The 19,197-nt window shown below is 35.4% G+C and carries 12 protein-coding genes; 6 read left to right on the top strand and 6 right to left on the bottom strand.

Annotated elements, in window-relative coordinates:
* Nucleotides 1-670: 670 nt before the first annotated feature.
* Complete coding sequence (locus HOO91_18220) at nucleotides 671-2,908, bottom strand: hypothetical protein (GenBank protein ID NOU19495.1); 2,238 nt, start codon at nucleotides 2,906-2,908, stop codon at nucleotides 671-673.
* A 682-nt stretch (nucleotides 2,909-3,590) separates the two neighbouring features.
* On the opposite strand from HOO91_18220, the gene HOO91_18215 reads away from it, so the two are divergent.
* From HOO91_18215 to HOO91_18200, 4 genes are all read left to right on the top strand, one after another.
* Nucleotides 3,591-5,048 (top strand): DUF4458 domain-containing protein, encoded by a 1,458-nt coding sequence (locus HOO91_18215; protein ID NOU19494.1) that lies wholly within the window; start codon nucleotides 3,591-3,593, stop codon nucleotides 5,046-5,048.
* Nucleotides 5,049-5,180: 132 nt separating this feature from the next.
* Nucleotides 5,181-6,317 (top strand): prolyl oligopeptidase family serine peptidase, encoded by a 1,137-nt coding sequence (locus tag HOO91_18210; protein ID NOU19493.1) that lies wholly within the window; start codon nucleotides 5,181-5,183, stop codon nucleotides 6,315-6,317.
* Between the two features lie 216 nt (nucleotides 6,318-6,533).
* Nucleotides 6,534-10,283, top strand: a complete 3,750-nt coding sequence (locus HOO91_18205) for a DUF3857 domain-containing protein (protein ID NOU19492.1) — start codon at nucleotides 6,534-6,536, stop codon at nucleotides 10,281-10,283.
* A gap of 953 nt (nucleotides 10,284-11,236) precedes the next feature.
* Nucleotides 11,237-11,668, top strand: coding sequence for a protease inhibitor I42 family protein (locus HOO91_18200; protein ID NOU19491.1), 432 nt, complete (start codon nucleotides 11,237-11,239; stop codon nucleotides 11,666-11,668).
* Nucleotides 11,669-11,824: 156 nt separating this feature from the next.
* Here HOO91_18200 and HOO91_18195 read toward each other — a convergent pair whose 3' ends face one another.
* From HOO91_18195 to HOO91_18175, 5 genes are all read right to left on the bottom strand, one after another.
* Nucleotides 11,825-12,802 (bottom strand): DUF4340 domain-containing protein, encoded by a 978-nt coding sequence (locus HOO91_18195; protein NOU19490.1) that lies wholly within the window; start codon nucleotides 12,800-12,802, stop codon nucleotides 11,825-11,827.
* A complete protein-coding gene (locus HOO91_18190; protein ID NOU19489.1) occupies nucleotides 12,795-14,306 on the bottom strand; it encodes a hypothetical protein in 1,512 nt (503 codons plus the stop codon). Before HOO91_18190 ends, HOO91_18195 begins: the two co-directional genes overlap by 8 nt.
* 32 nt (nucleotides 14,307-14,338) lie before the next feature.
* Entirely contained in the window at nucleotides 14,339-15,073 is a 735-nt protein-coding gene (locus HOO91_18185) for an ABC transporter permease subunit (GenBank protein NOU19488.1), read from the bottom strand.
* Nucleotides 15,074-15,283: 210 nt separating this feature from the next.
* Complete coding sequence (locus HOO91_18180; GenBank protein ID NOU19487.1) at nucleotides 15,284-16,213, bottom strand: ATP-binding cassette domain-containing protein; 930 nt, start codon at nucleotides 16,211-16,213, stop codon at nucleotides 15,284-15,286.
* Between the two features lie 44 nt (nucleotides 16,214-16,257).
* Nucleotides 16,258-16,902, bottom strand: a complete 645-nt coding sequence (locus tag HOO91_18175; protein NOU19486.1) for a hypothetical protein — start codon at nucleotides 16,900-16,902, stop codon at nucleotides 16,258-16,260.
* 588 nt (nucleotides 16,903-17,490) lie between these two features.
* Here HOO91_18175 and HOO91_18170 point away from each other — a divergent pair.
* Nucleotides 17,491-17,931, top strand: a complete 441-nt coding sequence (locus HOO91_18170) for a hypothetical protein (GenBank protein NOU19485.1) — start codon at nucleotides 17,491-17,493, stop codon at nucleotides 17,929-17,931.
* 3 nt (nucleotides 17,932-17,934) lie between these two features.
* On the top strand, nucleotides 17,935-19,002 hold the full coding sequence (locus tag HOO91_18165; protein ID NOU19484.1) for a nucleotidyl transferase AbiEii/AbiGii toxin family protein: 1,068 nt from the start codon (nucleotides 17,935-17,937) through the stop codon (nucleotides 19,000-19,002).
* The last annotated feature ends 195 nt before the right edge of the window (nucleotides 19,003-19,197 follow it).

The following is a 19,197-nucleotide window of genomic DNA, read 5'->3' as shown; positions in this document are numbered from 1 at the left end:
CTCCAAAACTTCTTTTACCACATTTTTCTTGAATTCGTCCGTGTAGCGGTTTACTGTTCTCATGTTAATCCTGTTTTAAGTTGACATTTTGTTTGGTTTTTTGTCAACCTATTTTAGGACAAGACATACATTGGTTTCCTTTTACCCATTCACAGAAAATAAATCCATTCCCGATACTCAATTAGCCCTCCTTTTTAAGGAGGGTTGGGAGGTTTTTCTTTTAATTTACCCCCTGCTCCTAAAAATAGGGGGTTGAACAGATTTACGTATACACATTGGTTTCCTTTTACCCATTCACAGAAAATAAATCCATTTCCAGTACTCTATTAACTGTTTTCATTTACCCCCAACCCCCTAAAATAGGGGGCTTTAACAGATTCATGTATATTCCAAAACTTTCTTCAAGAAATTAGCCCTACCTCCAATACTCTATTAGCCCTCCTTTTCAAGGAGGGTTGGGAGGTTATTTCTCAAATTTCACCCCCTGCTCCTAAAAATAGGGGGTTGAACAGATTTTCGTATATCCCTTGATTTTTCTCCAACCCATTAACCAGAAAACAAACCCATTTCCAGTACTCAATTAGCCCTCCTTTTTAAGGAGGGTTGGGTGGTTTAATTATAAACAACCTCTACTCTCCAAACTTCCAAAAATCCAAAACTCTTATCACCACTACCTCACATACCCCTCCTTCAAATATTTCAAAGCCATTGCCTTTGCCTCGGGTCGGCTATTCATGGATTGGATAATTTTATTGTAGTAAAATATTGCTGTATCCCTCTGCTTTAGCAAATCGCAGGTTTTTCCTAGCTCTAAATAGATACTCGATTGCATATCCAACCGCTCAATAGTTGGATCGAAGCATTTTATGGCATTTTCGTAAGAGTTTTTAGCCTCAAGGAACTGGTTATTCTTTGCCTGATAATTGGCTTTCGCCTTATACCACTTCGATAGCGCTGGAGGTTTGGTTGAAATAATAGTATCGCAAAGTGCGATTATGTTGCTCCATCGCCCCTCTTTACTGTACTCTTTTTCCTTTGATGTAAAATCAATAATGCTTTTTACCCGTTTGGTTCTATAGGCCAGTAGCGAATTTGAAGGGTTTATGCCGATATTCCTCACTGGATGGGTGGTACTGAAAACAATTGTGGTAAGAGTATCTTGAATTTCCACAGCTTTGTAGGTTGTATCCACATCTGTGTAAACTGCAATATCTAAAGAGAATCTATATTTTCCTGATTTTTGATGGATGTTGCAAGTTACTTCATAATCCTTTCCTTGCCCTTTTGATGTGTAATTGAGGGTGTAAATTGGTTTTACGGTAGAATACCGCCATTGCTTAAAGAACCAATCGTAATCCTGCCCGGTTATCTCTTTAATAAGTGCCAGAAGTTCTTCATACGAGTACCGTTTCCTATCATAATTTATCTCAATAAGCTTTCGGCACATCCTTAAATAATTATCGCGCCCCATTTCGCACATCAAGTTGTAGTGCATTATCGGGCTGAGGTAGTAAACTAGCATGGGATTATTATTCAGCAATGCTCCGGGATTACTGGTGATATAAGCATAGTACTCATCCCAATACTTTGCCAATCTCTTATAAAGATTTTCATCGCCATATTTATTCTGGTAGAAAAGGGCAATGCTATACTCCGTTAACCCATGAAAAAACCAGTTCTGTTTTAGCGAGTACCACCAGTAATGTGCCATCTCGTGATCGATAATCCCCAAATTTGAAGTGATGTAATTTTCGCAATTCCAGTAAACGGGAGCATCAACAATTCTAAATGTTTTGTTGGATGGCTCACCAAATGTATTGCTATAAAAAGCTATGAGATTGCTTACCGTTCGGGTCAACGTATCGAGCATTGGCTCAGAATAATCCGTTAGGTAAATAATAGGCTTAATATTTCCAACCGATTTTATTTCATGCTTTTTCCATTTCCCATAGATAATTCCCAGATGATCACCCGCTGTGCTTTTCCATTGTTCTACCCGTTGGTTACCAATTATCTTTGAATCGGTTAGCTGCCCAAAATCAGCAATAGTGTAAAATTCCGATGGTATTGTAACCTCATAGTTCTGCTCAAAATCATCATCGCCATAAGCATTTTCGGTATTCAACCAGTATTCGGCAAGGTTATTCGCATTAGGAAGCCATGGTCTGAAGCATAGCATCCCTTCATCCTTGAGGATAAACATATAATCCTCGTCGTTAATCTTCCCTTCGTACGATATTTCTAAATGGAATATCTCTGAATTCGCAATATCATCGGGAATTGAAAGTATTAGGTTGTAGAAGCTATAGCTGTATTCAATTTTTCGATTATTCAGTAGTAATTCCTTTATTTTCAAATCTGGATAAAGGTTGAAAACGGCCTTTCGGTATCCGTTTCGCTTCCATTTAAAATTAAGAGAACATCTAACCTCAGCAAAGCTATTGGAGGGAGTAATCTTTACTTTTGTATCGTACTTAATATGATCGATTTCCCTGTTGATAAAAGAAACTTTACTAATAAATAGCGATTGATTTTTCCTTATCAGCTTATAGATTGGGCTATAGGATTCGAAAGACATTTCGATGGGTTTTGGGTTTGAGAAGTAAGGGATAAACTGTAGGTAAATTGTATCGTTATAATTTCCTAGGAGATTTACTTGAAGATTAATTCGTGAAGTGTCGCTGTACGGAATTTCATTGCATATTTTATTCCAGATATTTTTAATAATCTCAGCATCGTTTCCCGCACTACTTGATATTAAGGACGATACCGTATCGGGTTTATTGTTCTTTAAAGCGTATAGTAAAATGCCTTTTAGTTGATTAATCTGTTTGCTTTGCTCGCTCTGCGATAGTGAAACCAGATTAAACACAGTGCAAATAGATACTAGGATAATCCTTTTAATCATAGCTTTATTTTATACTAATTTTTTATAGGATCCTGATTAATTCTACTTTGCCATATTAACTTTGTACTTGATTTTCCTGCTTTTTTACCCCTTGCCCTAAAGGGAGAAAGCAGAAAAATCAACCTACACCCTTTAGGGATAGGGGTAAATTAGGTTGATTTTTCGTGTGTTTTGCTAATCTGTCAAAGTAGAATTAATACAAATTTATCAAAAAAGGTGAATGCATTACAAATGATTATTTCAAAACGCTCCATTCAATAATATCATTTTATTTATAGTAATCGCTTGTGCGACAAGAGGCATATCTACATATATTAAGAACTTAGAATCCGAAGTTCATTTGACAGTTTATAAAATGGATTATCTTTGATATAAAAATAAACTACGCCAAAATTTGGCGTGTATTTTAGAATATTCGAACAGATAAATGATTATGGGCAATATTTAATCATCATAATCCAATTTATTGTTACTTAAAAATCCCGCCTTTTATGGTAGCTCAGTAAATAAGTTTGTTATTTTTAAGTAACTAGTGACGGTTTAATTGGCTGCCAAATTTCTTAGTTTTTTGTTTTTGGAGGTTCTTTTAATTGTAGGCTAACTAACGCCTTTGGCGTTATCCTAAATATTAAAGACATCCTCTTTGAGGGTGGTTGTTTACTAACCTTAATAACTTAAAACCATGAAAAAACAAACTCTGACAATTACAGCATTAACTTGCCTAATTGTCGTCTCAACAATTTGGTACTCATGCCAAAAAGAGCCTGACAATCTTGAAAAAGTTGAAGTAAGCTTCAATGTTAGCTCTAATGGTAATGATTTAATAAAATCTCTCGGACTTAAGAGTTCCCAAACCTTTAGTTTAAATGATGCGGAAAAGGTAATTATTACTGTTCAAAAAGAGAATGGAAGTCCAACAGATTATACTTTATATGAGTTGGATTTATTTAAAATGGTTGATGCGTCAATTACAAAAAAAATAACTCTTCCAGTTGGTAATTATAAAGTAACAGAGTTTTATGTTATTGATGCTTTGGATAGTATTATTTATGCTAGCCCACTTGAAGGTTCATTAATGGCACAAAATGTCTCTGATCCCTTGCCAGTATTGTTTGAAGTAGCAGAAAAGAAAAGCAAATCTGTTAATATTGAAGTGATAAGCACTAAAAAACTTAAGCCTGAAGATTTCGGATTGATTCGATTTCCATTAGTAGAAGTTGAAACTTTCCAATTTTTAATTAATGCATCAGAATTTGGTACAGATCAATTGTTACAAGCAAATATGAATATCACCAGTGGTATTTACAGTTATACCCAAGAGCTAGACTCAATAGTTGATAATATTGCTACCGTTAAAGATGGATACACTGACTACATCCTAACTATTGAAAGCGAAGGGTATCAAACATTTATTGACACATTGACAAATAGTGAACTGAAAAAGTATGATAGTATTCCACTTATTGTGGAACTTGAAAAAACTTTATTTCCTACACAAGGATTAATAGCGCATTATCTATTTGATGGAAATCTTGATGATGAGTTGGGTAATTATAATGCTACAATGGGACCTTCGGGTAGTTTTACAAGTGGAAAAACAAATTATGGATTACATGGAAACATGGCTTGTTCTAATCAAGTAGGCGCAAGAGCAGATAGTTTCCCAAATCTCGAAACTTTTACTATCTCCGTTTGGATAAAACCAAGCTGTCCTCCCGGTACCTGGTCGCCAACTTATATAATAGCAAAATGGGGACTTCATCGTTATGGTCCAGGTTTTTATATGTGGTCACAACCAGACCCTGGTAACAGTTCAAATTATATTTTTGGATTTTCAATATCTGATGCTTTTTCGCCTCAAAAATATGTCTATACACAACAAACTTACCCATGTGATAGTTGGTATCATTTAGTTGGCACCTTAAATGATGGAAATCAATTAAAGTTTTATATAAATGGTATTGAAATAGGATCTGTTATGGATAGCGTGGGTTTAATTGCTAACTCACAACCTCTAACATTTCATGGAGCCTTACAAACCAGCTGCGATTGGGGTATGAGTGAAATATCGTTGGATGAAGTGCGCATTTATGATAGAGTTTTAAATTTACAAGAAATACAGGCACTCTATAATGAATAAATGTCAATAATATACTATAATTTCAAGCGGGTGGTAAATGTAGTTTCATAAATTTGAATAATAGAGCAATAATATTTTTCAGTACATTTATATGCCCACTTGAATTTACAACGTACAATTTGACCTTTTAAAATGAAGCACACTACCACAATCATATTATTGATATTTAGCTTAGGATTATTACAAGCTCAAGATATTGATACTCTTATTTTGAAACAAGGGGTTTCTAAAAATGATACGATTATTTATAAACGAATCATTGAGTTTAATAGGAATAGCAAACTATATCACGTAAGGGATTATTTTGAAAATGGACAAATTCAAATGGATGCTTTCTATAGCTCGTTTGACAAGAATGTTAAAGAAGATTATCAATGTAATTACCATTCTAACACAAAAGAGGGAAAATACATGGAATGGTATGATAATGGGCAGATTGAATTTACTGGAAATTATAAAAATGGATTACGCAATGGGCTATGTTTAAGTTGGTATAAAAGTGGACAAAAGGAGGCGGATGAGAACTGGTTAAATGGTCAGCTAAATGGTACAGTAAAATATTGGACAGAAAAAGGGGATTTGCAGTTTGATTTAACGTTCTACCATGGTATAAATCAAAATCCAAAGAATGTAAATTATCAATATTTATCGTACACACCGAAAGATTATAACAAGGATTCACTGAAGAAATGGCCTCTTATTATTTATTTGCATGGAGGATCACGCAGAGGAACAGATTTAACCAAATTATATGCCGATGGAATCCCAGACCAAATATACAGAGGCAGAGATTTTCCTTTTATTATCATTGCCCCACAATGCCCCGAACATATTAGGTGGTCTACAGATAATTGGTTTGAAAATCTTTATAAAGAAGTAAACGACAAGTTTAGGATTGACACCAATAGAGTTTACCTAACTGGTTTCAGTTTAGGAGGTGCGGGCACATGGTATATTGCAGCAAAGTATTCCAATAAATTTGCAGCCATTGCACCAATGAGTGGGTTTACAAGTCAAATGGATTATATAGATATTAATATTGACAGGCTAATTGATATGCCAATATGGGCTTTCCATGGGAAAATTGACATTGTTGTTCCATTTGAAGAAACTGAAAGAATAGTAAAGAAACTAGAAGGGAAAAACAAGGATTTAAAATTTTCAGTTGAGCCTAAAGCAGGGCATTGGATTAATTGGTTAGTGTATCCAAATCAAGAATTATATGATTGGTTTTTAAAATATGATAAAAGACTAAAAAAGAAAAATTAATTGCCTATAACCCTCTTCTACCCTCCCGCACTTTTCCTCATCCCACCACAATCCCAATCAATAATTGTATAACAATCATCCAAAAATCATTCTTTCAAATCGCACTAGGTGTCATTATTAAATCTTTGAGAAATTTTTTATCAATAAAATATTATCCCAATAAAAAAGCAATATTTATTTATATCTTCAATCCCTAAATATTTTAACAATTTTTATATGAAGAAACTGATTCTTTTTTCACTACTATTATTAAGCCTAAATATTCAAGCTTCAATAATTGATGATATTTATAAAGCACTAGAGACGGGGGATAGAAAACAGGCTCGTACTCTTATAGATCAAGCAATTCTTAAACCTGAATCCAAGGTAGATGCTCAGTTTATTTTAATGCTTTTGAATATAATTGATAATAAAAAAGATATTTATAAAGTGATGGAGAAAGCATACCCATCATTGTCCGATCCTTCACCTTACCTCTATTCCTTATGGTTTACCGATGCTCTAACAGGTGGTTATGGCAAAAAGGAAACCGGTAGATTGGAAACTATTAAAAAAATGCTTTTAGGGCCAAAAGCCTCGGGAAGTATTCAAGCAGCAGCTAAATACGTTATTGGAGCGCATTATCTTTTCTCGAACAATTTTGAGGAAGCTCAAAAAGTTTGGTCGGAGGTTGGTTCCATAAAAGAATGGCAAATGACAGGCCCATTCGATAATACCTCAGGGAGTGGATTTAATAAAAAGTACCCACCAATTGATCAACCACAACCCGATGCATCATTTATTTCGGCAACTAACTCAAAAATAGGCTGGTTTAGGTCAGCAGCGTTTCAAAAAGATCCTTGGACTGCAATAGGAAACCACGTTGTTGCAGGTCAGGCAATAGTTTACGCTCAAACATTTTTGAATAGCCCAATGGACATGGATGTTACCCTTAGCTTGGGAGGCAGTGGATCTTTAAAACTTTGGATTAATGATAATATGGTTATTGAAAATGAGGATGAATTTGTAACCGAACTCGACATCTATAATAGTAAAGTAAAACTTAAAAAGGGCAACAATAGAATATTAATTCAGCTTGGATACACCCAAAATACTGCATATCCAAACTATATTTTAAGAGTTGTTGATTCAAAATATCAACCAATTAAGGGTCTTACGTATTCAAGCATTTATAAGCCATACCCAAAAGCAAAGGAAGAAGTAACCAATCCAAAGATTGAACATTTTGCAGAATCATTTTTTAAGAAGAAAATAGCTGAGCAACCCAACAACATAATTAACTACATACTGCTCTCTAAGGCTTATTTCCGCAGAAGTGATGTAAATAAAGCTATTGATGTTCTCAATAAAGCGTTAAAGATTTATCCCAATAATATTCTTACCAACTATGAGCTGATATTAAACTACAATAAAATTGATAATAGAACTGAGCTGTTGAAGCAAATAGAACGATTAAGAAAGATTGATCCGAACCTCTATTTCTTTGCTGTTTATGATTATAATATCTCCTACAATAAAGGTAATTACGTTGAAGCCGAAGAACATCTTAATAAAATCAAGGAGTTATCGGGAGCATTTAATGAAGATTACATACAATGTCAAATGAAAGTTTTGGCAGCCAAGAAAGACTATCAAAAGCTTATTTCAGTTTTAAGGGATGCACTAAACAGCTACCCCGAAAATCAATATTTTACCACGGTTGGTTATTATCTAATAAAAGAGCAAAGTAAATCAACCGATGATGCTGCTAAGTTCCTCGAAGCGTACCTTGCTAAGAATTTCAATTATGAGATTCTAGAATTACTTGTAAAGGAATACGAGAACTTAGGAAAAAAATCAAAGATTGAACAGCTGCTGATTAAGCAGTACCAATTTTTCCCCGAAGAAACTAAATCAACAAATAATCTAACTTCATTTTACTATAAAAACGAAAAGTTTAAGAAAGGATTGGAAATTGTTGAGAAAGCACTACTGAATATACCCTATAGTCCATCATATTGGCACGATAAAGCCTTCTTTCAGGAAGCATTGGGGATGAAGGCTGAGGCTATCGCCGATCTTGAAAAGGCAATAAATTATAACCCTAATTTATTCGAAGCACGTGAAAAGCTAAGGGAATATCAAGGTAAGAAACCGCTTGTGTCCTATTTTAAAATTGAAGATGCATATAAAGACATCGAAAAGGCGTTGGCAGATCCTCTAAAAAGCGATGATAATTACGAATATATCTTCTACAATCAAAGCTTTGTTGTGTTCCCAGAAGGTGCTTCAGTTGAATATTCTAGCTCATCAATAAGGATGCTTAACAATAGTGGTATTGAAAAGTGGAAGGAAACTTCTATTCCGTATAATAGATCAACTGATAATCTGATTATTGAGAAAGCGGAAGTAGTAAAAAAGAATGGCGAAAAAGTTACAGCTGAGCAAAACTACAACGATCTTGTTTTCCCTTCGCTTGAGGTTGGCGATGCAATATATTACGAATACAGAATTGAACGATACACCTATGGCAAACTCAGAAAAGAGTTTTGGAACGATTTTGTTTTCAACGATTATGTGCCAACCCGCAAATCGATGTTTAAGATTTTTACACCTCAAGACTATAAATTCGAGATAAAAACCAATTTAATCGACACTAAGCCAAAAACTTATTCAGTAGATGATTACAAATGCTACGAATGGAGTTTTGCTGATCCTAAAAAATGTATTAGTGAATCATACATGCCAACGTTAAGTGAGGTTGGTATGACATTGAGTATTTCTACCGTTAAGGATTGGAAAACCATTTCGCATTGGTACAGCGATTTGGTTATGCCTATTGCCAAAGAGGATTATAACGTGAATGAAATCTACAATAAGATTTTTGAGAATAAGATTGAGCTAAGCAATTTTGAAAAAGCAAAGGCTATCTACGAATTCATCTGTACCAATATAAGATATAGCTCCGTAGATTTCCGTCAAAGTAGTTTCGTGCCTCTTAAACCAATGGTTACAGTAAGCACGCAGTTAGGTGATTGCAAGGACTTATCAACATTGTTTTTTACCCTTGCCCGAAAAGCAGGAATTAAAACAAACTTAGTGCTTGTTAATACTAGGGACAAAGGCGAGGAGGCGATAAAACTTCCATCCATTAATTTCAATCATTGTATTGTTAAAATTGATATCGATGGAAAAACCTTATTCCAAGAGCTAACCGACAACTATCTGCCATTTGGCTATGTACCAACAAAATTGCAAAACTCTCAGGCCTTAATAATACCTAACTCCGAAACGGATACCGTGGGTAACTCGCTGATACATATTCCTAATACCTCTATTGATAAGAGCAAGTATAAACGGGAAATTAACGTTAAAATTGAGGATGATCAATTAAAAGCCACTACAAAACTTACCGCTTTCGGAAATCTGGCTGAAAGCTATCGTTACGACTATTCTGGCCTAACAAACGATGAGATAAAGGAAAAGATAGTTAAAAGGATTAGTAATGAGTATTCTGGAGCACCTAAGCTAAATTCGTATAACATTGAGAATCTCGATAACAGAAACGAAACTGTAACCATTTCGAGTGATTATACCATTGAGAATAAGATAATTGAACTTGGAGGCCTTAAGGCAATTAAGCCCGTTTTCTTCGAGGATATTTTTACAACCAATGCCTTCCTTGAGGAAAAAAGAACACAACCAATTCTTTACTGGAAATACGAGGATTGCGATTACTATGAAACTGAGGTTACTTTAGAATTACCTAATGGCTTAAACTTTATGGATCTCCCAGCAAACTTTAAACTCGATAAATCTTACATAAAATACTCGCTGGAAATTGTAAAACTAGCCGGAAACAAGGTAAAACTTATAAGAAAAGTAAGTGTAAATAATGCCACTTTACCAGCAAGCATTTACACCGACTTTAAGCAAACAATGAAAGTAATATTAAAGGCCGAGGATATCTATTTGGCATTTAAATAATGTGCCCATAAAGTCAGAAACTTAAATCCAATTGAATATCGAACAAGGATTAACGATTTGAGATTTTAGAAGATTTCAGGAAACAAGCTGATTTTGCAAACATCAGAAATCGTAAATCGTTATTCCTTGTTCTTAAATCAAAAAAATATCACGTTAAAGACAAGCATTAAATAAATTCTGATTTAAGATCATTTACAGAATCACTCCTATTTCTAACATTCGGATAGGAGTGATTTTTTTAATTTTATTTAAATCTCCATATTTTGGAAAGAACCTAAACACAAGGGTATTTATAACTATCGCAAACTGCGATATATTTTTTTCTTCCTAATTACAATCAACCCCCAACCCCCTAAATAGGGGGCTTTAACAGATTTTTGTAATTTGTTTGATTTTTCCTAAATGGGAAAAGAGGGCTAATTGAGTATTGGAATTGGTGTTGTTTTTTGGTGAATGGGTGGAAAGAAAATTAATGCATACACGAAAATCTGTTTTACCCCCTATTTTAGGGGGCAGGGGGTAATTTTTTAAAAATTTAGCCGCAAAATATTATAAATTGCAAAAAGTCAATGTGTTTATACAATGAATATTACCCTTTGCGAACTTTGCAAAAACTTGGCGGTCTTTGCGTTAAAAACTCTTTTTGGTTTGTCTCTACCATAGAACCCCTCTTTAAAATCCCATTATTTTGATTTAAATGCAATCCTGTTAGCGAGGTAGAGTTATCATTATGCTTTGCTTATGGGTATTATACTGGATATGCTTAATTTATATATATCTTTAAAAAACAATAGTTCGGTAATCGTTTTGGTGTATTTTGGTGACTTGGTGATTTTGTGGCTATTATAAAACTTTGCCACCAAAACACGAAAACACAAAATATCACAAAAACAATTTGTTACAAATCAATAATAAAACTTTAACAAGCTATCGAAATATAATAATTAAAAAAAATGGAACTAAACCAGGAAGCAAACGATAAATTGGTTATCGCAATAAAAGCTGAACCAAATAAGCAAGTAGTTCAATTTGGTTATGAATCTTCAGACCAGAATAGTGCTAAGAATGTAGCAAATATTGAACTTACCATTAATAACATTTTGGTGGTAACTACAAAAGGAGTCCCCTCAACTGGATATCAGTGGATACTAAAATCGGGGTACGAAAGTGTTCTGGAATTGGCTTTTGAGGTTGTAGTTGCATCTCCAATGCCGGGTGCGGCAATGGAAAAAAGCTTTGTTTTTAAAGGAATAGCGGATGGGAGGACAGCCAATCTAAAATTTGTTTATAAAAGAGCTTGGGAAAACGTTGCACCTGTAAAGGAATATGATGTAAATGTTATATCAAAAGGTGCGTATAACGGGTCGTTTGAGTTTAAAGTTTAATCTTCGATTTATATAAAGATTTAACGCAAAGTGCACAAAGGGAAAACGCTAAGATCGCAAAGATTTTATTTAATGAATAACATCCTTTGCGAACTTAGCGAAAACTTGGCGTACTTTGCGTACTTTGCGTTAAATCTTTTTGCCTTTAAAAACTGATTACTTCTGCTTTTTCTTACCCGGCATAAATCCCTTCATACCTACAAAAACCTCCTTAAATAACCCTTTCGTATCCGATGTAAACCACGATTTTGGGTTTAGCGATGAGTTGATAACGAAATTACTATTATCCTTGGCAAACCCATCAACCGTAATATTGCTCATGTTGTTGCCCTCAATGGTTATCTGAAATTGTGAATTTCCTACTGGAGTATAATTATCATCAAAGGTAGATGCAGTCTTGTTTCCCAGCATCGCTAGGTAATTATTGAGTTTTATGGAATCAACTGGTTGATTGTTAACCGTCCATTTCTTAGCCTTTAACTCTGCAACAAAGCTGCTATCGCCCGGATATCTGAAAGTTATCTTGGTTATATCCGATTTGTTAAAGTGAACAAAGGATTGGTTACGCCAACTATTAAAGGGTTGGTTAAAACCGAATGATAAAAATCCATCAACGGCATAAACCTCTTTCTCATCGGCAAGCCTTACATAAGATGTTCCAACCACACCATTTCTCCCACTGCCAGAAGGATCACTAACCTGCTGGTAGGTGAATTTTCCGATATATAAGTTGAGTACCTCTTTCTCTCCTTCAAAAACCTTTACCCGTATTGCACTGGTATCAGTTACCTGATATTCAGCCCATTTATCCTTTGATCGCGAAGCCAATCGTTTTGGCTTAATATCAATAAGCTGATATAATAAATTCCCTAAAGTATTCTTCTGGGTTTCGGTAGTAATCTTACCATTACTTGCTTTCCACTCTTTTCCCTCCTTGGAGAATACTATCTCCATCCCCTTTTCGGACAATGGGTAGAGAAGAATTTTGCTAATCTTAACGGTATCAATTTTAACGATATCGGTTTTAAGGGTGCTTTCCGTTTTTACCGATCTGTAAAACTTTACAAAAACGAATAGTAGTATCAGCGCTGCAAAGGCAATTAGCAAATACTTATTGTTAAATTTTTTAGACATAACTTTCCTCCATGCGTTTAATACGTTTATTCCTGTTTACCTGCGATCTAACAAAGCCATAGCCCAATATCAGCAAAATTGGCAGTAGGAAGTTTAGCCATTTTAGAATGGCTTTGGTTGCATCCGATTTCTCATCGAGAGGGCGTGATGATATTCCCTTTGTTCTCAGGCCAATTAATCCAGTATCATCGGAAAGCCAATCCACGCTGTTAACCAAAAGGTTTACATTATCGGGTTGGAGTTGCTGCCGCCTTTCACCTGATCCATTTATGGCAAAATCGCCACTACCAATTACAACCATCTTTGAGTTGGAGTTACCAGACAGTTTCCCTTCGAAAATTGCTCCTAGAACAACACCCTTCTTTGGAAAATCGGTCTGTGTCCATTGGCGTTGGATGTTGAAATAAATAGGTGCCTTTTCAGTTCCCGATTTATCCGACGAAAAAGCTATTGGAGTGTAATTTATGTTTGAATCGCCTGTATAAGTTATGGTACTGGGGAATTGCATTACAACATTTTCGAGACCACTACTTATCGGATGTTTGGCAAATTTCGATACAATTGGAATGTATGGAAATTGCATACTTGTTACAAAACTAAAAGTACCCTGCTGTTGCTGCACCTGAACCGAAGCGCAATGGGCATCAACTACAACATTATCGTCAACAACAATTCCTTTATTTTTCAACCACGATTCAAGCCCAGTATTTTTAACCAATCCATTGCCATTCTGCAAATCGGCTTTTACCCTACTAATGGCAACAGCCATTTTGCCGCCTTTTGCTATGAAGTTATCGAGTTGAGCAAGATGTCGTGGTGAAATGCTATCCTCGGGACGCATAACGATAATGGTTTTAAATCTATCGGGGATTTTGGTTGTATCGGTTAGAGTCAATGGCTCAACATGATACAAAATGGATAGCTCGTTATATGCTTGGGTGATATCCCCAACTCCAGGTTCTCCATGTCCCTGCAAAAGACCGACTGTTGGTTTATCAGCAATAGAAACCTTTTTAATGGCAGTTGTAAGGGTATATTCAATTGCGCTTCCAGGTTGAATAAATGGAACAACCTCTTTCCTTTCGCCAATTGATACAACAACGCCCATGTAGGCTTTCTGCTGCTTTACCTGATCCTTCTCCCTAACGTTTATCATCACTGGGCGAACACCAGCCTGTGTAGCATCACGCTCGGAGTTTTCATCTTTATTTGGGTTGATAAATTCGTAAACAAGGTTACCCTTCGATATATTATTGTACTCAATCAGAATCTCCTTGATATCCTTTTTTCCTCGTGCCACATCGGGTGGAAGATTTTCGGAATAGTAGGCCTTAACCGTTACTGGTTCTGGAAGATTCCTTAGAATATCCTTTGTTGCTTTGCTCAAAGTGTACTGTCCATTTTGGGTAAAATCGAGTCGGACAAAAAAATCTTGCGATATCAGATTTACTATCAGCACTATCGCTACTACCAATAGTGTGGTGATATATAGTTTATTTTTCATTTTCTCCATGATTATAGATTGATTATTCGGTCTTATCCTGAAATTTTTCGTTTCGATAGCGACACCTCGGTTAGGAATAGCCCAAGGATGATAATGGATAGGAAGTAGATGATATCCTTGCTATCGACCACACCTCGTGCGATACTCTCGAAATGGGTGGAAAGGCTGAGCATACTAAAGAAATCGCCAATAAAGCCTGTTGCAGCACCTTTCAAAAGGTCAAAGATGATGTGGAAGAAGAGACCGATAAAGAGAGTTGCCAGAAAAGCAACAATCTGATTACTTGTAATACTGCTAGCGTAAAGACCAATGCTGATATAGGTTGCGCTCATCAGGATCAGCCCTAGATACCCACAAATTACTTCGCCTAAATCCAAATTTCCAATAGAAGCGATTGTAATAACGTATGGCAGTGTAAGCAGCAATGCAATACAAATCAGAAGTAACGTTGATAAAAATTTGCCAATAACAACCTGTCTGTCCGAAATTGCTTTGGTCAGAAGGAGTTCTATTGTACCCGTTTTTTTCTCCTCAGCAATTAGTCGCATAGTTAATGCAGGGATAATAAAAAAGAGTGTCCAGTATGCAACCCCAATAAATTGAGCAAGGGTTGCTTGATTTAGCATAAATACATCCGAATTACCAAATCCTCTAATCCAAGTTAGGAATCCAGTAAAGCCCAGTAAAAGAGCCAGAATTATGTAGGCAATCAGCGAATCGAAGAATGAATTTAATTCTCGTAGTGTGATTATTAGAATAGATTTCATTTTATTTACTTCTATTTAAATTTATAATTGATTTAAGAACAAGGAATAACGATTTCAGATTTTTGAAGTTTATAGAATCCTTAAAGCGAACTTTATTGTTTTTTACATCTTCATAAATCAATATTCGTTAATCATTATTCGTTAATCATTATTCGTTAATCATTATTCGTTAATCATTATTCGTTAATCATTTTTTATAAAAACACATTATTAGTTAAGAGTTAGTTCCCTGAAAATATCCTCAAGTTTGGTTTCGGATGGGGTCATTTCGGTGAGAACCCAACCATTCTTAACGCATACATTGAAGATCTCTCTTTTCGAGGAACTACCCACGCTGCTCTGAATTTCAAATCGATTTTTGGATCGATCGGTAAAATCAACAGAATCAATAGTTGATATTGCCTTTAGGGTTTTGTAGATAGCATCGGCATCTCCATCCTCAATTCGAACAGAAAGCACCTCATTGCCCTTGGCCTTTTTACGTAGCGATTCGGCTGTTCCATCGGCAACAATTGCACCGTTGTTAATAATCAAAATCCTATCGCATGTAGCCTCAACCTCCGAGAGGATATGGGTGCTTAGGATAACCGTTTTCTCCTTTCCCAGCTCACGGATCAACCGACGGATTTCAACAATCTGGTTTGGGTCAAGACCCGTTGTAGGCTCATCGAGGATTAGGATTTCGGGATCGTGAATCATAGCTTGCGCCAATCCCACCCTCTGACGATACCCCTTGCTGAGTTCGCCAATTTTTTTGTGCTTTTCGGCGTTCAACCCGCAAACTTTTACCATCTCCCTTACACGTCCGGGGATGAATTTATCCTCAATCCCTTGTAGTGCTGCGCAGAATTCGAGATAATCGATAACTGGCATATCGTTATACAGCGGGTTGCTTTCGGGCAGGTAACCAATGTGTTTCTTGATCTCCTCAGCATTGGTCTTAATCGATTTTCCACCAATTGTTATCTCACCCTCCTCGCAATTCAGGTAGTTGGTGATAATTTTCATGGTGGTGGTTTTCCCGGCACCGTTTGGGCCAAGAAAACCGACGATTTCGCCCGTCTTTACGTTGAACGAGATATTGTCAACGGCTTTCTGGTAACCATACTTTTTGGTTAGATTTTCAATTTTAATATCCATAGAAAATTGGGTTTGTATTTTGATTGTAGATTTTTAGGGTGTTCCTATACGGTAATTATCTTTTCGGTTTTTTTAATGCGATTACTATTTTGATTTTCAGGCTTAACCTTCTCTTTTGGCAATTGCTTCTGAGGAATTGTGTCATCGGGTGCAGGGATCAATGGCTGCCGATTTTGGTGAAGTTGCCTAAAGAATTGCTCCATTCTTTGCTGCTGCTGTTTTAAGATCTCCCTATAATCCTTACGAAGAAGATCGTTCGGGTTATTCCCAGAGGAAGAATCGGATGGGAACATATTACCACCCCTAAAAAACTCTTCGAATTGCTTATTAAAGTCATGTGAAAATGGATGGTTGAAAAAGGGATCATCCTCCATTGGCCAGCCAAACCCCATACCGTTGAACAATGAATCGGAATTGCTCCTAAAAAAGAAGTTTTTATTAAACCCTCTTAGTATCGAATCTACATCCGTGGGCATCTGTCCATTGCCCGACCATGAGTAGGAATAGGTTGAATCGTAGCGGGTAACATTACCCTTATCGTCAAACTGCTTGTTGACCTTAATTTTTACATCGGGTTTGTTGGGTTTTTTTGTAACCTCTTGAGCATTTATTTGCTGTGCAAAGCAGCAAAATCCTGCAATAACTATTATCAGAGCCAAGATTGCCCGAAAAGATTTTTTTGTTTCCATAGCCATTAATTTTTTCAAAAAAACAACTTCAAAACAAACTTCATTAACTAGATATACTTTACGAATAGCAAAATAAAAACAGTATTAGCCAACAATCAATAGCATTAAAAACTACTTAACAGTTTTTAACCAAGTTTAACGGATGGGGAAACTATAGTGCTAAATATTTTGAGGAGTAACATCTTTTTTCTTAACTATATATCGGCAGCAATTTATTTTTAGTGCCGATATATAGTTTTTTATTATATTTGTTCCCAAACTAATTTCAATATCGCAATCAATAAATTATATATTGACCAACTTAAAGATTATTTCAAAGATGAGAAAGTCTTTGAAACATCTGATATTAGCGTATTTTACGAAAAAATTGAACCTCAAATTAAAACTACAACCACAAATTGGAGGGTTTATAATTTAGTTCAAACCGGGATTTTAAAAAGAATTGGAAGAGGAAAATTTGCGATAGGTACGGGTAAAAAATATATCCCAACAATTTCAACCAAAATAAAATCAATTCACTCTAAACTCAAGAAGGAATTTCCATATTTAAAGATATGTATTTGGAGTACATCCTCCTTCAATGAATTTATGATTCATCAACCTGGACGCTTCTATATACTTATTGAAGTTGAAAAAGAAGCAACTCAATCCGTTTTCTTTTATTTAAAGGAGAATAAATACTCTGTATTCATTGAACCCACTAAGGATATTATTGAAAAATACTTACCTAATGAGAAAGAAACTTTAATTGTAAAATCACTGGTTTCCGAAGCCCCCGTACAGATAATAGATCGTATCAATACCCCCACCATTGAGAAAATGTTGGTCGACATTTTTTGTGATGATACAATCTTTGCTGCTCAACAGGGTTCAGAGATGAGGAATATTTTTCAGGAGGCAATGAGTAAATACGCCGTAAATGAAAACCGTATGCTACGTTATGCCGACAGAAGAAGAAAAAAAGACAGTTTAATAGAATACTTAACAACAAATTTACGGCAGCAAAACCGATTTGCTGCCAATATATAGAATATGATTGACAAAGAAAATTTAACGATTGACTGGATAAACAAGGTTTCAAAAGCAAATCGTAATGCCGATAAAATACTGGTTGAAAAGGTAATTCGTGCCCTTTTGCTATTAGAAGGGCTTGTAAAACAAGAACTGTCGTTTGTATTTAAGGGTGGTACAGCGTTAATGCTTCATTTTAATTCATACAAAAGATTATCTATAGATATTGATATCATAATACCTGAGAAACCTAACAACTTGGATAAGTTGCTGGATATACTTGCAACCGAACAAGGTTTCTTAAGAAAAGAGTTGCATCACCGAAATGCAAATTCGAAGATTGATAAAACCCACTATAAATTCTTTTACAACCCCTTACATAAGACCAGTAAAGACGAAGAATTTGTTCTGCTCGATATCCTGTTTGAGGATATACATTATCAAAACATTGTTCAAATTAATATTCAATCACTATTTGCACCTGAGGTTGGCACTCCCTTAACCGTTAAATCGCCTAGTTTGGATGATATTACAGGAGATAAGCTAACTGCTTTTGCACCGAATACCACAGGAATTCCCTACTTCAAAAACGGGGATAGCATGAGTATGGAGATTATTAAACAGCTATACGATATTGGCAACCTATTTGATAGTGTTAATGATATTGAAACAATTAAAGCAACATTTAAAAAATTTGCATCAACCGAACTTGATTATAGGGCAAACAATACCATTTTGGAACAGGATGTACTGGAGGATATTTTTCAGACTGCTCTATGCATAGTAACAAGAGGAGTAGACGGCAAAGGCGACCTCAACCAATTACAACAGGGTATTCAAAGAGTTACACGGTTTGTATTTTCCGAAAGTTACCATTTGGAAAAAGCCATAACGCATGCCTCAAAAGCAGCTTATCTTGCCACTTTAATAAAGAACGATGCCAAAACCATTGAAAAATATGGTAATCCATTACAAATGAAAGATTGGATTATAGGTGAATCCCTGAATTCAAAATTGAATCGATTAAAAAAATCAAACCCCGAAGCCTTTTTCTATTGGTATAAGATTTACGAAATTTCTAAAAATTAACTTTATTACTTACAGTCAACTATATTTCATTTTTTTGTTTAGGTTTTTGGACTGGAAGGATGAAATTAATTGGTAACTTAGTAGGTGAAATATCAAGAACTCATATACATTCTTTCAGAATGGGAGTGTTGTATGAAAAAATAATTTGTTAGCAGGCATTAAAAGGCAATTTGGCAAAGTATTATAACTACAAAA

It is taken from the genome of Bacteroidales bacterium (assembly GCA_013141385.1).
Lineage (GTDB): Bacteria > Bacteroidota > Bacteroidia > Bacteroidales > Tenuifilaceae > UBA8529.
Note: the sequence above shows the minus strand (reverse complement) of the source record. Positions and strands in the feature narration are given on the sequence as shown.

Coding starts and splice junctions, on each gene's coding strand:
- HOO91_18220 (NOU19495.1), bottom strand. CDS start 2,908: ATGATTAAAAGGATTATCCTAGTATCTATTTGCACTGTGTTTAATCTG.
- HOO91_18215 (NOU19494.1), top strand. CDS start 3,591: ATGAAAAAACAAACTCTGACAATTACAGCATTAACTTGCCTAATTGTC.
- HOO91_18210 (NOU19493.1), top strand. CDS start 5,181: ATGAAGCACACTACCACAATCATATTATTGATATTTAGCTTAGGATTA.
- HOO91_18205 (NOU19492.1), top strand. CDS start 6,534: ATGAAGAAACTGATTCTTTTTTCACTACTATTATTAAGCCTAAATATT.
- HOO91_18200 (NOU19491.1), top strand. CDS start 11,237: ATGGAACTAAACCAGGAAGCAAACGATAAATTGGTTATCGCAATAAAA.
- HOO91_18195 (NOU19490.1), bottom strand. CDS start 12,802: ATGTCTAAAAAATTTAACAATAAGTATTTGCTAATTGCCTTTGCAGCG.
- HOO91_18190 (NOU19489.1), bottom strand. CDS start 14,306: ATGAAAAATAAACTATATATCACCACACTATTGGTAGTAGCGATAGTG.
- HOO91_18185 (NOU19488.1), bottom strand. CDS start 15,073: ATGAAATCTATTCTAATAATCACACTACGAGAATTAAATTCATTCTTC.
- HOO91_18180 (NOU19487.1), bottom strand. CDS start 16,213: ATGGATATTAAAATTGAAAATCTAACCAAAAAGTATGGTTACCAGAAA.
- HOO91_18175 (NOU19486.1), bottom strand. CDS start 16,902: ATGGAAACAAAAAAATCTTTTCGGGCAATCTTGGCTCTGATAATAGTT.
- HOO91_18170 (NOU19485.1), top strand. CDS start 17,491: ATGATTCATCAACCTGGACGCTTCTATATACTTATTGAAGTTGAAAAA.
- HOO91_18165 (NOU19484.1), top strand. CDS start 17,935: ATGATTGACAAAGAAAATTTAACGATTGACTGGATAAACAAGGTTTCA.